Consider the following 12,783-nt stretch of genomic DNA (forward strand, 5'->3'; position numbering starts at 1 on the left):
CTACAAGAGCGGAAGCTGACCGGTGCCGGCGCGCGGGGCGCATCCCGGTGGGGGGAGCGGATGAACCGGCGCTTCCGCTGGCCGGACCAGCGGCTGATCAAGGCCGCTCAGGACGGTGACGTCACGTCGCTCACCACCGTCGTCATGGAATCGCAGCCCCATGTGCGCAAGTTCGCCCTGTCCCTGTGCGCCTCGCCGCAGGACGCGGAGGACGCGGCGCAGGAGGCGCTGATCATCCTCTACCGGAAGATCGGCACTTTGCGGGCCACCGGCGCGCTCGCCTCATGGATGTTCCGGATTGTGCGCAACGAATGCCTCCGTCAGGTACGGCTGCTCGTCCCGCGGAGCGAGGAGGCGCCGGAGGGGCCTCCGGAACCGTCCGCCGAGGACGCGGTGCTGCGCAGGCTGGAGCTGGAGCGGGTCGCGGCCGCGGTCGGCGCCCTTCCCCGTGACCAGCGGCAGGTCCTGATCATGCGGGACGTCCAGGGCCTGCCCGGCAGGGCCGTCGCCCATGCGCTCGGGCTGAGCAACGCCGCGATGAAGTCGCGGCTGCACCGAGCTCGCGCGGCACTGCGTCACTCACTGGCAGCGAACGATCCAGCCCTCGAAACAGCCATCGAGCCACCCGTCGGAGGAGAGTCATGACCGTGAATCCGGCCCGGTCCCCGGTGCCCGGGAAGAACTTCGCGAGCAAGTCCGTCCCGCGGCACCTGGCGCGCGGCGCGATCGGCTTCGGGCTGGTCATCGGCTCGATCGCCCTGGTGCCCGTCGCCGGCCCCGCCACCCTGCTGGCGGCCCCGTTGGCCCTGATCGCGTTCCGCGGCTGCCCCACCTGCTGGATGGTCGGTCTGGCGCAGACCGCGTCCCGCGGCCGTCTGGAGCGCCGGTGTGCCGACGGCGTCTGCACCCTCGCCAAGGCCTCCCCTTCCCGGTGAGTGACCTCCCCGGACGGGTTCAGCCGAGGCGGCGGATCGGGGTGCCGGCGAGGTAGGCGTCGATGGCCTCCACCGCCTGGCCGTAGTACGTGCGGTAGTTGAGGTGGGAGACGTAGCCCAGGTGCGGGGTGGCCAGGAGGCGGGGCGCGGTGCGCATCGGGTGGTCGGCGGGCAGGGGTTCGCTGTCGAAGACGTCGACCGCCGCGCCCGCGATCCGGGCCTCGTGCAGGGCGGTGAGCAGTGCGTCCTGGTCGACGAGTGCCGCGCGGGAGGTGTTGATCAGGTAGGAGGTCGGCTTCATCAGGGCCAGTTCGGGAGCGCCCAGGATGCCCCGGGTGGTCTCGCCCAGTACCAGGTGGAGCGAGAGGAAGTCGCTGGTGCGGAGCAACTCCTCCTTCGAAGGCGCGAGGTCGGTGCCCACCTCGTCCGTGCGCTCCTTGGTGAGGTGGGGGCTCCAGGCCGTGACCTCCATGCCGAAGGCGAGGCCCACCCGCGCCACCCTGCCGCCGATCTTGCCCAGTCCGAGCAGGCCGAGGCGGCGGCCGTGCAGGTCCGCGCCGACCGTCGACTGCCACGGGCCGCCCGCGCGCAGGGCGTTGTTCTCCGTCACGATGCCGCGGGCCAGCCCGAGGAGCAGCGCCCAGGTCAGTTCCACCGGCGGGGTGGGGGAGCTCTGGGTGCCGCAGACCGTGACGCCGTTCCGTTCGGCGGCGGCGAGGTCGATGACGGAGTTGCGCATGCCGGACGCGACGATCAGCTTCAGCCGGGGGAGCCGGTCGAGGAGGGAGGCGGGGAACGGGACGCGTTCGCGCAGGGTCACCGCGATGTCGAAGTCCGCGAGGGCCTCGGCCAGTTCGTCCTCGGTGGCGAAGTGCTCGGTGAAGGCGGTCACCTCCACCCGGTCGCTGACGGGGCTCCAGTCGGCGACGGTGGTGGCGACGTCCTGGAAGTCGTCGAGCACGGCGCAGCGCAGTCGCATGTCAGCCCTCTCCTGTGAGCCCGGTGCCTCCGCCGCGGCGCGGGCGGAGGCCTTCGGATTGTCCACCACGGGGGTGTGCCCGTGCCCGGCGCAGTGCCGACGCGACGGCGGAAGCGAGGGCGAGCACGAAAACCGTCAGGCCGGTGAGGACGACCGGGTTCACCCAGCCGGGCACCAGCTCGGTGCCCACGCCGTCCGACGTGACGCACTGGGCGCTGACCGGCAGCGTCATCCGGGTCACCACGTGATCGCCGGGCGCTCCGGCGGCGGCGCACATCTGGTCGGGGTCCAGGATGTAGAACCCCTGGTTCACGCCGTACGCGTAGGCGCCCAGGGCCGCCGATCCGGCCAGCACGGCCAGCAGACCGCACGACACGGCGCCGGGCATGCGCAGACCGTTCTCCGGCTCCCAGTGCCACGCCCGCACGGCGAGCACCCCCGCGGTGCCCAGGACGACGAACGGCGTCAGGAACGGCGCGAGGGCCAGGGTCAGGAAGAGGAGGGCCGCCACATCTGTCCGGACATCCCGCGCCGGTGATCGGTTCCGCCGTCCGCGTCCGGGACGCGGGCCCGAGGCGAAGGGCGGGTCAGTGGTGCCAGGCCCGGCCGCCCGTGTTGTGGATGAGGCGCTGGAGGACCTTCATGGTGGTCAGGTACTCCTCGTCGGAGATTCCCGCGTGGCGTTCCGTCCACAGGTCGGTCTGGAGGGCGGCCGCCTTCTCGTGGAAGGCGCGGCCCTCGGCCGTGAGGGTCAGGCGGCCGTCGGGGTGCTCGGTGATCCAGCCGGCGGTGACGGTCGCGTCGATCTCCGCCTCCATGCCGTCCGCGCCCGTGTCGAGGTAGCCGCGCAGGATGCGGGAGACCTCGGCGCGGGTCTTCGGGGTGTCCGCGCGGGCGACCTGGGCGAGGGTCCACCACTGGGGCTGGGTCGTGCCGATCTCGGCGAGGGCCGCCCGGGTGCGGGTGACGACGGCCTTGTAGGCCGCCCAGGTCCAGTAGCCGACGGGCTGTCGGATCAGTTCGGCGTCGCTGTGCGAGTAGTCCATGGCGCCGACCGTAGAAGCTCGAGTTTGGTCGAGGTCAAGCGTCCCGGGGGCCGACTCCGCGTCGGCAAAGGCATGGCGGGGGCGGGCGTAGCGTAGGTGGTATGACGACGTACGGATCCTTTCCCGGCACCCGGCCCCGGCGGCTGCGGACCACTCCCGTCATGCGTCGGATGGTCGCCGAGACGCGGCTGCATCCCGCCGACCTGATCCTCCCCGCCTTCGTGCGGGAGGGCGTGAGCGAGCCGGTGCCGATCGCGGCGATGCCCGGGGTCGTGCAGCACACCCGGGACAGCCTGAAGAAGGCCGCCGCAGAGGCGGTCGAGGCCGGGATCTCCGGGATCATGCTGTTCGGCGTGCCGGAGGAGGCCAAGAAGGACGCCGCCGGGACGGTGGGGACCGACCCGGACGGGATCCTCCAGGTCGCCCTGCGGGACGTGCGGGCCGAGGTCGGGGACGAGCTGCTCGTCATGTCCGACCTGTGCCTCGACGAGTTCACCGATCACGGGCACTGCGGTGTGCTCGACGACCAGGGCCGGGTCGACAACGACGCCACCCTCGAGCGGTACGCCGAGATGGCCCAGGTCCAGGCCGACGCCGGTGCCCATGTGGTCGGTCCCAGCGGGATGATGGACGGCCAGATCGGGGTCGTCCGCGACGCCCTCGACCAGATCGGGCGGGAGGATGTCGCCATCCTCGCCTACACCGCGAAGTACGCCTCCGCCTTCTACGGGCCCTTCCGCGAGGCCGTCGGATCCTCGCTCAAGGGCGACCGCAAGACCTACCAGCAGGACGGCGCCAACGTGCGCGAGTCGATGCGGGAGCTGGCGCTCGACCTGGAGGAGGGCGCCGACATGGTGATGGTCAAGCCGGCCGGCCCCTACCTCGACATCCTGGCCAAGGTCGCCGAGGCCGTGGACGTGCCCGTCGCCGCCTACCAGATCTCCGGCGAGTACTCGATGATCGAGGCCGCCGCCGAGAAGGGCTGGATCGACCGCGACCGGGCCATCCTGGAGACGCTCACCGGCATCAAGCGGGCCGGCGCGCGCAACATCCTGACCTACTGGGCCACCGAGGTCGCTCGCACGCTGCGCTGAGCGACCTCCCCCGGTGCTTCGCGCACGGGGTGCGGGCACCTCTTCAGAACCCGAGGGCGGCGTCCACGTCGGTCTGCCAGTAGGTGACCGTCAGCGCGGTGTCGACGTACACGCCGCCGGCGGGCAGGGCGACCGTGGCGATGGAGCCGTCCTCGAAGGGGATCGTGAGGGTGTTCGTCTCGTAGCCGTTCTCGCCGCTGCCGTCGCCGGCCGACAGGAGCACCCCGGCGTAGCCGGACTCGCCGGGTGCGACCCCGGTCAGCGACTGCGGCTTGGTCGCCTCCGCGACCGGCGGCACCGACTGGGCCTCGCCGAAGCGGGCGGCCGGGTACGGGGGCAGCATGCAGGTCTTCGAGCCGGTGTTGGTGGCGGTCAGCAGCAGGTGGTTGAGGGGGCGGGACAGCTTCTGCGCGGTGATCTTCACGTCGGACGCGGAGCACTTGCCGGGCATGTCGTCCTCGTCGTCGCCGCCCTGGGCGCCGGAGCCGCTGTTGCCGCCGGCCGAGCCGGAGGAGGCGTCCTTGCCGCCGGAGCCCGAGGAGCCGGCCGAGCCGTTGGAGCCGGAGGAACCGGTGGAGCCGTGGGTGTCCGTGCCCGAGCCCGTGGTCGTACCGGACGAGCTCTTGTCGCCGCCCGTGGAGGCGGAGGCGCCGGCGGACGGGGTGTTGTGGCCCGTGGCCGTCGCGGAGGTGGACGGACCGCTCTCGGCGCCCGTCTCCGAACCTCCCTCACAGGCCGTCAGGGCGAGCGCGGCCAGGGCGACCGTGGTGGCGGCGAACAGGCGGGTACGGGTGGTGCGTGCAGACATGAAGGAGCCCCGTTTCGAAGGAAGTTGGGTGAGCCGCTCGACCGTTCGCCGGGAGCGGCTGCTTGGATGACCACAGCTTGGGGTCCGAGTCGTCCCGTGCGCCAGCCGTGCCGCCGCATGCGGGACAATGGGATGCCGGGAACGGCTCTGACCTGGGGAAACGGTGTCCCTCTGGGATGCGGTGCGGGGATGCGGGAGAGGGAGAGACGGTGGCGGGGGACGACTTCGCGGGACTGTTGCAGGAGCTCAAGGAGCGGTCCGGGCTCAGCTACGGGGCCTTGGGCAAGCGGCTGCACATGAGCGCGTCCACAGTGCACCGGTACGTCAGCGGGGAGGTCGTACCCGTCGAGTTCGCGCCCGTCGAGCGGCTGGCCCGGGTGTGCCGGGCGACCCCCGAGGAGCTGCTCGAACTCCATCGCCGGTGGATCCGCGCGGATGCGCTGCGCGGCGTGAAGAAGGGGGAGGACGCCGGGCGGCAGGCACCCCCGGCGGAAGCGGCGGCGGAGGACGCCGCCGAGGCGGAGAGCGCCGGAGCGGCGGGGGCGCGCGCGGGGGAGGGGAGCGGGCCGCCGGACGCGTCGTCAGCGGCCGCCGCGTCCGCACCCGGAGAGCCGTCCCCCTCCGGGCCGGGGTCGGCCTCGGGGCCGGGGTCCGCCTCCGGATCGGGGTCCGCCTCCGGGCCCGGGTCGGTCTCCGGATCGGGGTCCGCGGCCGGGGCCGGGAGCGGATCGGCGTCCGCAGGCGGGGTCGGGAGCGGATCGGGGTCCGCGGTCGGGGCCGGGGCCGGATCGGCGTCCGCCGGCGGGGCCGGGAACGCATCGGCCCCCTCCTACACCCTGGATGCCCCCTCCGCACCGGAGCGCCCCGCTCCCTCGCGCCGTCGGCGGCACCGCACCGCCCTGTACGCCGCGACCGGTGTCGTCGTCATCGCCGGTGCCGTGGCGCTCGTGGCGAACCTCGTGCCGGGCAACGGCGACGGCGGGCAGCGCGGTCCGGCCGGGGCCGTCGGGGCCGCCGTGTCGGCCTCCGCCCCGGTGTCCGGGACCGCCAGCCGGCCGGCGTCGCCGAGCGCGAGCGCCTCCGCCTCGGCGACCGCCTCCCCGTCGCCGTCCACCTCCGCGTCCGCCTCGGCGACCGCGACGCGCGAGAGCACGGCCGCGCCCAGCCGCCCCGCCCCCGCCGGCGGCCCGGCGCTCACCGTGGCGACCACCCCGTACTTCTGGGACTCCCCCTGCGACCACGCCTTCCTGGTCGACCGCAGCCCGCAGAACGTGCTGCCCCCGCCCCCGCAGCAGGACGCGGTCGGCTGGGCCACCGCCTACGGCGCCGTCTCCGCGAACCGGCAGACCGTCGTCCTCACCGTGCAGGGCACCGGCCAGGAGACCGTGGTCCTCGAGGACCTGCACGTGCGCGTGGTGAGCAGCAAGCCGGCGCTGGACTGGAACCAGTACGTGATGGGCAACGGCTGCGGCGGCGGGGTGGACACCGCGTCCTTCGACGTCTCGCTGGACCTGGGCACCCCGCTGGCGATGCCGGTCGCGGGGCAGCGGGACTTCCCGTACAAGGTCACCGAGTCCGACCCCGAGGTGTTCCACGTCAAGGCGCACACCAGCGGCCACGACGTCAGCTGGTACCTGGAGCTGGAGTGGTCGAGCGGGGAGCGGCAGGGCACCCTGCGCATCGACGACCACGGCAAGCCGTTCCGCACCAGTGCCTCCAAGGACGCGTCCTACTACGCGTATCCTCTCGGCAGCCACGCCTGGGAGTGGGTCGCGGGGACCTGACTCGCACGCGTGTCCGCATCACGGAAACGTCCCTGTAGAGGGCACGTACTTCCCTAGGCTGCGGTCATGACAGTGACTCAGGACGCCGCTCCCACCGCCACCGCACCCCTGCCGCCGCTCGCCGCGCGGGCCCGGTCGATCGGCGGTTCGCCGGTACGGGACATCCTCGCCGTCACCGCCCGCCCCGAGGTGATCAACTTCGCGGGCGGGCTGCCGGCCCCCTCGCTGTTCGACGCGGAGGGCATCGCCGCCGCGTACCGGGCCGTCCTCACCGAGGCACCCGCGCGGGCGCTGCAGTACTCCACCACCGAGGGCGAGCCCGTCCTGCGGGCCGCGCTCGCCGCCCGTACCTCGGTGCGCGGGCTGGCCACCGACGCCGACGACATCCTCGTCACCACGGGCTCGCAGCAGGCACTGTCCCTGCTCGCCACGGCCCTGATCGAACCCGGCGACACGGTCCTCGTCGAGGATCCCTGCTACCTGGCCGCCCTCCAGGCCTTCGGCTTCGCGGGCGCCCGCGTGATCGCGGTGCCCGGTGACGAGGACGGGCTGGACCCCGTGGCGCTGGAGGAGCTGGTGGTGCGCGAGCGGCCCAAGCTGCTCTACACGGTGCCCACCTTCTCGAACCCGACCGGCCGCACCATGCCCGCCGCCCGCCGTGCCGCCGTCGCCGAGGTGGCCGGCCGGTGCGGGCTGTGGATCGTCGAGGACGACCCGTACGGGGAGCTGCGCTTCGAAGGCGAGCGGGTGCCGTGGATCGCCTCCCACGAGGGGGCCCGGGACCGCACCGTGCTGCTGGGCTCCTTCTCCAAGGTGATGGCACCCGGCCTGCGCCTGGGCTGGCTGCGGGCGCCGGCCGAGCTGCTGCGGGCCTGCGCGGTCGCCAAGCAGGCCGCCGACCTGCACACCCCGACCGTCAACCAGCTCGCCGCCGCCCGGTACCTGGCCGACAACGACCTGGACGCCCACGTCGCCCGCGTCTCCGCCGCCTACGGGGAACGCCGGGACGCCATGCTCGCGGGCCTGGCGGACGCGCTGCCGGCGGGGTCGGTGTGGACCCGTCCCGAGGGCGGCATGTTCCTGTGGGCGCGGCTGCCGGAGCGGTACGACACCACGGCCCTGCTGCCCGAGGTCGTCCGGCACGACGTGGCGTACGTGCCCGGCGCCCCCTTCCACGCCGGTGCGCCCGACCGCGCCACGATGCGGCTGTGCTTCGTCACGCAGACGCCGGACGAGATCGCGGAGGGGCTGCGGAGGCTGGGCGCGGCGCTGGGGGCCAAGGGACTGTCGGCCTAGGACGAAAGGCGGGGGGCCGGTCCGGCCGGGGACGGCGGACGGGGTGGGCGGCGCGTCCCTAAGGTGGCGGTATGGCTACCAGCTCACGGACCACACCGTTCGACCTCGACGCGTACCTCGGGCGGATCGGCTGGGAGGGGGAGCGGCGGGCCGACGCGGCCACCCTGCGGGGGGTGCACCTCGCCCATCTGAGGGCGATCCCGTTCGAGAACCTCGACGCCCTGTGCGGCACGGCGCCCTCCCTCGACCCCGCCGGCCTGATGGCCAAGCTGGTCCACCGGCGGCGGCGCGGCGGGTACTGCTACGAGCACAACACGCTGTTCGCGCTCGCCCTGGAGGCGCTCGGGTTCCGGGTGACGCGGCTGACCGCGCGGGTCGTCGTCGGCGCCGACCGGGTCGAGGACCGGCCCCGCACCCACATGGCCCTGCTGGCCGAGGTCCCCGGCGAACCCCGGCCGTACCTGGCCGACGTCGGCTTCGGTGCCGTCGGGTCCCTGCTGGAGCCGGTGCCGCTGGCCGCGGACACCGAGTTCCACGACGCCGGGCGCCGGCACCGGCTGGTGCACGCACCGCACCGGGGGCCGCTGGAGATGTGGGTGCTCGAGGCGCACGGGGCGTCCGCGGGCGCCGGCTGGCAGGCGCAGTACGCCTTCACGCTGGAGCCGTTCGAGCAGTGCGACTACGAGGTCATCAACTGGCACATCGCCACGAACCCCCGGTCGCCCTTCTCCCGCCGGCCCTACGTGCAGCACCTCACGGCGGACGGACACCTGCTGCTCGCCGGCGACCGCGTCACCGAGACCCGCGCCGACGGCACCGTCACCGAGCGGAAGGTGCCGGACGAGGCGGCGGTCCGCCGGGTGCTGGCGGAGGAGTTCGGCATCGACGTGCCCGACGGGCTGACCCTGCCGGTCCGACCCGGCACGGCCCGCCCGGCGGGCACGGGCGAGGCACTCAGAGCCGCTTGGGCGTCCTGATGCCCAGCAGGGCCATGCCCCGGTGCAGGGTGCGGGCCGTGACGTCGCACAGGAACAGGCGGTTCTCCACCTGCTCGGGCGTCTCGGCCTTCAGGACCGGGCACTTGTCGTAGAAGGACGTGTACAGCGACGCGAGCTGGTAGAGGTACGCCGTCAGCTTGTGCGGGGCGTACTCCGCGGCCGCCTCGAAGACGGTGTCCCCGAACGCGTCCAGGTGCAGGCCCAGCGCCCGCTCCGCGTCGTGCAGGTCCAGCTCCGGGTGAGCGGCGGGGCGGACCTCGCCGGCCTTGCGCAGGATCGACTGGATCCGGGCGTAGGCGTACTGGAGGTAGACGGAGGTGTCGCCGTTGAGCGAGACCATCTGGTCCAGGTCGAACTTGTAGTCGCGGTTCGGCGACGTCGACAGGTCCGCGTACTTCACGGCCCCGATGCCGACCTGCGCGGCCCGCTCCTGGATCTCCTCCTCGGTGAGGTCCCGCGCCTTCTCCCGGACGACCTCGGCGGCCCGCTGCACCGCCTCGTCCAGCAGGTCCTCCAGCCGCACGGTCGCGCCCTCGCGGGTCTTGAAGGGCTTGCCGTCCGCGCCGAGCACCGTGCCGTAGCCCATGTTGTGCGCGGTGACGTCCTCGTTCAGCCAGCCGGCCCGGCGGGCCGTCTCGAAGACCATCCTGAAGTGGAGCGACTGGCGTACGTCGACGACGTACAGCAGCGTGGTCGCGTGCAGGTCGAGGACGCGGTTGCGGATGGCGGTCAGGTCGGACGCCGCGTAGCCGAAGCCGCCGTCGGCCTTCTGCACGATCAGCGGGACCGGCTGGTCGTCCTTGCCGCGGATCTCGTCGAAGAACACCACGAGCGCGCCCTCGGAGCGCACCGCGACGCCCATCTCCTCCAGGAGGCGGGCGGTCTCGGGCATGCCCTCGTTGTACGCGGACTCGCCGACGATCTCCTCGTCGCGGATCTCCATGTCGAGCTTCTCGAAGACGGAGTAGAAGTAGACCTTCGACTCGTCCACGAACTGCTGCCACAGTTCGAGCGTCTCCTTGTCACCGGACTGGAGTGCGACGACCCGCTTGCGGGCCCGGTCCTTGAACTCCTCGTCCGAGTCGAAGAGCGCACGCGACGCCTTGTAGACGCGGTTCAGGTTGCTCATGGCCTGCTCGCCGTCGACGTCCTCGGCCGGGGCCAGCTCGCCGGGGTGCTCGAACAGGTACTGGATGAGCATGCCGAACTGGGTGCCCCAGTCGCCGATGTGGTGCCGGCCGATCGTCTTCTCGCCGGTGAAGTCGAGCATGCCGCGCAGGGCGTCGCCGATGACCGCCGACCGCAGGTGGCCGACGTGCATCTCCTTCGCCACGTTCGGCTGGGCGTAGTCGACGACCGTGACGCCCGCGTTCTCCTTCAGCGGCACGCCGAGGCGCTCGCCGTCCGCGTACCGCGCGGCGAGGTTCCCGGTGATCGCCCGGTCGCCGATGGTGATGTTGAGGAAGCCGGGCCCGGAGACCTCGACGTCCGCGATCAGGTCGCCGGTGGTGATGTGCGAGACGACCTCGGCCGCCAGCTCACGCGGGTTCGCCTTGGACTTCTTGGCCAGGGCGAGGATGCCGTTGGCCTGGTAGTCCGCCCGGTCGCTTCGTCGCAGCAGCGGGTCGACGTCGGCGGCCTCCGGCCGGACGGCCGAGAGGGCGGACGCGAGGTGCTGCTGGACGGAGTCGCTGAGGGACGTGACCGAGGCCATGGAGTGGCTGCCGTTCTGCTCGGGTTCCGGAAGTACTACGGAAACCGAGTATCCCACGCGATGAAAAGGGGTTTTCGCGGATGCGGGCCGGGCTGGGAGAATGGAGCGGTCAGCCGTGCGACCGTAGCGGCTGCCCGAGCTGTACTTCAGGAAACACCAGGGAAAGAGGACGTGCCGATCGTGGCTCAGAGCACAGAGACCACCGACTGGGTCTCCCGTTTCGCGGACGAGGTCATCGCCGAGTCGGAGCGTCGTGCCCCGGGCAAACCGGTCGTCGTCGCGTCCGGACTCTCCCCCTCCGGTCCCATCCACCTGGGCAACCTGCGCGAGGTCATGACCCCGCACCTGGTCGCCGACGAGGTCCGCCGCCGCGGCCACGAGGTCCGGCACCTGATCTCCTGGGACGACTACGACCGGTACCGCAAGGTGCCGGCCGGTGTCCCCGGCGTCGACGAGACCTGGGCCGAGCACATCGGCAAGCCGCTGACCTCCGTCCCGGCGCCCAAGGGCTCCGCCCACCCCAACTGGGCCGAGCACTTCAAGGCCGCCATGGTCGAGGCGCTGGCCGAGCTCGGCGTGGAGTTCGACGGGATCAGCCAGACCGCGCAGTACACCTCCGGTGTCTACCGCGAGCAGATCCTGCACGCCATGAAGCACCGGCAGGACATCGACGCGATCCTCGCCCAGTACCGGACCAAGAAGGCCCCGGCGAAGAAGCAGCAGCAGAAGCCGGTCGACGAGGCCGAGCTGGAGGCCGCGGAGGGCTCCGGCGCCGCCGCCGAGGACGACGGCAGCTCCGGCTCCGCCGGGTACTTCCCGTACAAGCCGTTCTGCGGCAACTGCGAGAAGGACCTGACGACGGTCACCGCGTACGACGACGACTCGACCGAGCTGACGTACGCCTGCACCGCGTGCGGCTTCTCCGAGACGGTCCGGCTGAGCGAGTTCAACCGCGGCAAGCTGGTCTGGAAGGTCGACTGGCCGATGCGGTGGGCGTACGAGGGCGTGATCTTCGAGCCCAGCGGGGTCGACCACTCGTCCCCCGGGTCGTCGTTCCAGGTCGGCGGGCAGATCGTCGGCATCTTCGGCGGCAAGCAGCCGATCGGCCCGATGTACGCCTTCGTCGGCATCAGCGGCATGGCGAAGATGTCCTCGTCCAAGGGCGGCGTGCCCACCCCGGGCGACGCCCTGCAGATCATGGAGCCGCAGCTGCTGCGCTGGCTGTACGCGCGCCGCAGGCCCAACCAGTCCTTCAAGATCGCCTTCGACCAGGAGATCCAGCGGCTCTACGACGAGTGGGACCGCCTGGACGCCAAGGTGGCCGACGGCAGCGCGCTGCCCGCCGACGTCGCCGCGCACGCGCGTGCCGTGCGCACGGCCGCCGGTGAGCTGCCGCGGACGCCCAGGCCGCTGCCGTACCGGACGCTCGCGTCCGTGGCCGACATCACCGCCGGCCACGAGGACCAGGCGCTGCGCATCCTCAGCGAGCTCGACCCGGCGAACCCGCTGGGCTCGCTGGCCGAGGCCCGGCCGCGTTACGACAAGGCCGAGGCGTGGATCAACACCCACGTCCCCGCCGACCAGCGCACCATCGTCCGCGACGAGCCCGACGCCGAGCTGCTGAAGTCCCTCGACGAGCCGTCCCGGCAGTCGCTGCGGCTGCTGCTCGACGGGCTCGCCGAGCACTGGTCGCTGGACGGGCTCACCCACCTGGTCTACGGCGTGCCCAAGGTCCAGGCCGGGTTCTCCGCCGACGCCACGCCGAAGGAACTGCCGCCGGAGATCAAGACGGCCCAGCGGACGTTCTTCGCGCTGCTGTACCACCTGCTCGTCGGCCGCGACACCGGCCCGCGCCTGCCCACGCTGCTGCTGGCGGTCGGGCAGGACCGGGTGCGGACGCTGCTCGGGGAGTAGGTCCGCCGGTCAGGACGTGGGTGGGGGGGGGGGGGGCGGGGGGGGGGGGGCGCCGCCGCGGGGGGGGGGGGGGGGGGGGGGGGGGGGGGGGGGGGGGGGGGGGTGGGGGGGGGCGGGGGGGGGGGGGGGTTGGGGGTGGGGGGGGGGGGGTTTGGGGGGGGGGGGGGGGGGTTGGGGTTTGGGGGGGGGGGGGGGGGGGGCGGGGGGAGCGGTGG

At 73.0% G+C, this 12,783-nt stretch carries 12 protein-coding genes; 7 read left to right on the forward strand and 5 right to left on the reverse strand.

The features are described 5' to 3' along the window. Window positions 1-60: 60 nt before the first annotated feature. On the forward strand, window positions 61-645 hold the full coding sequence (locus ACIRG6_RS37535; RefSeq protein WP_403326571.1) for an RNA polymerase sigma factor: 585 nt from the start codon (window positions 61-63) through the stop codon (window positions 643-645). Continuing rightward, window positions 642-935, forward strand: a complete 294-nt coding sequence (locus ACIRG6_RS37540) for a hypothetical protein (protein WP_403326574.1) — start codon at window positions 642-644, stop codon at window positions 933-935. Before ACIRG6_RS37535 ends, ACIRG6_RS37540 begins: the two co-directional genes overlap by 4 nt. 19 nt (window positions 936-954) lie before the next feature. Here the strand turns inward: ACIRG6_RS37540 and ACIRG6_RS37545 are convergent, their stop codons facing one another. The 3 genes from ACIRG6_RS37545 to ACIRG6_RS37555 all read right to left on the reverse strand — a co-directional run bounded on the left by ACIRG6_RS37545 (window position 955) and on the right by ACIRG6_RS37555 (window position 2,960). Beyond that, complete coding sequence (locus tag ACIRG6_RS37545; protein WP_364684905.1) at window positions 955-1,914, reverse strand: D-2-hydroxyacid dehydrogenase family protein; 960 nt, start codon at window positions 1,912-1,914, stop codon at window positions 955-957. Window position 1,915: 1 nt separating this feature from the next. Continuing rightward, a complete protein-coding gene (locus tag ACIRG6_RS37550) occupies window positions 1,916-2,425 on the reverse strand; it encodes a hypothetical protein (RefSeq protein ID WP_364684903.1) in 510 nt (169 codons plus the stop codon). 76 nt (window positions 2,426-2,501) lie between these two features. Further along, window positions 2,502-2,960 carry a MarR family winged helix-turn-helix transcriptional regulator gene (locus ACIRG6_RS37555; protein WP_364684901.1) on the reverse strand — a complete coding sequence of 153 codons (459 nt, stop codon included), beginning with the start codon at window positions 2,958-2,960 and terminating at the stop codon, window positions 2,502-2,504. A gap of 101 nt (window positions 2,961-3,061) precedes the next feature. On the opposite strand from ACIRG6_RS37555, the gene hemB reads away from it, so the two are divergent. After that, window positions 3,062-4,054 carry a porphobilinogen synthase gene (gene hemB / locus ACIRG6_RS37560; protein ID WP_189234403.1) on the forward strand — a complete coding sequence of 331 codons (993 nt, stop codon included), beginning with the start codon at window positions 3,062-3,064 and terminating at the stop codon, window positions 4,052-4,054. 43 nt (window positions 4,055-4,097) lie between these two features. Here hemB and ACIRG6_RS37565 read toward each other — a convergent pair whose 3' ends face one another. Continuing rightward, complete coding sequence (locus ACIRG6_RS37565) at window positions 4,098-4,862, reverse strand: DUF4232 domain-containing protein (protein ID WP_403326579.1); 765 nt, start codon at window positions 4,860-4,862, stop codon at window positions 4,098-4,100. A 209-nt stretch (window positions 4,863-5,071) separates the two neighbouring features. Between ACIRG6_RS37565 and ACIRG6_RS37570 the strand changes: the two genes are divergently transcribed. The 3 genes from ACIRG6_RS37570 (at window position 5,072) to ACIRG6_RS37580 (ending at window position 8,919) form a co-directional block, all read left to right on the forward strand. Then, complete coding sequence (locus ACIRG6_RS37570) at window positions 5,072-6,646, forward strand: helix-turn-helix domain-containing protein (protein ID WP_403326582.1); 1,575 nt, start codon at window positions 5,072-5,074, stop codon at window positions 6,644-6,646. Between the two features lie 66 nt (window positions 6,647-6,712). Next, on the forward strand, window positions 6,713-7,942 hold the full coding sequence (locus ACIRG6_RS37575; protein ID WP_403326584.1) for an aminotransferase-like domain-containing protein: 1,230 nt from the start codon (window positions 6,713-6,715) through the stop codon (window positions 7,940-7,942). Window positions 7,943-8,013: 71 nt separating this feature from the next. After that, window positions 8,014-8,919, forward strand: a complete 906-nt coding sequence (locus tag ACIRG6_RS37580) for an arylamine N-acetyltransferase family protein (RefSeq protein ID WP_403326587.1) — start codon at window positions 8,014-8,016, stop codon at window positions 8,917-8,919. Here the strand turns inward: ACIRG6_RS37580 and argS are convergent. Beyond that, the gene (argS, locus tag ACIRG6_RS37585; RefSeq protein ID WP_403326590.1) at window positions 8,897-10,654 is read right to left on the reverse strand and encodes an arginine--tRNA ligase; all 1,758 of its coding nucleotides are present in this window, start codon (window positions 10,652-10,654) and stop codon (window positions 8,897-8,899) included. The genes ACIRG6_RS37580 and argS overlap by 23 nt on opposite strands. A 171-nt stretch (window positions 10,655-10,825) precedes the next feature. Between argS and lysS the strand changes: the two genes are divergently transcribed. Next, complete coding sequence (gene lysS, locus ACIRG6_RS37590; RefSeq protein ID WP_350725615.1) at window positions 10,826-12,568, forward strand: lysine--tRNA ligase; 1,743 nt, start codon at window positions 10,826-10,828, stop codon at window positions 12,566-12,568. The last annotated feature ends 215 nt before the right edge of the window (window positions 12,569-12,783 follow it).

Source organism: Streptomyces flaveolus (genome assembly GCF_044765825.1).
Taxonomy (GTDB): Bacteria; Actinomycetota; Actinomycetes; order Streptomycetales; family Streptomycetaceae; genus Streptomyces; species Streptomyces flaveolus.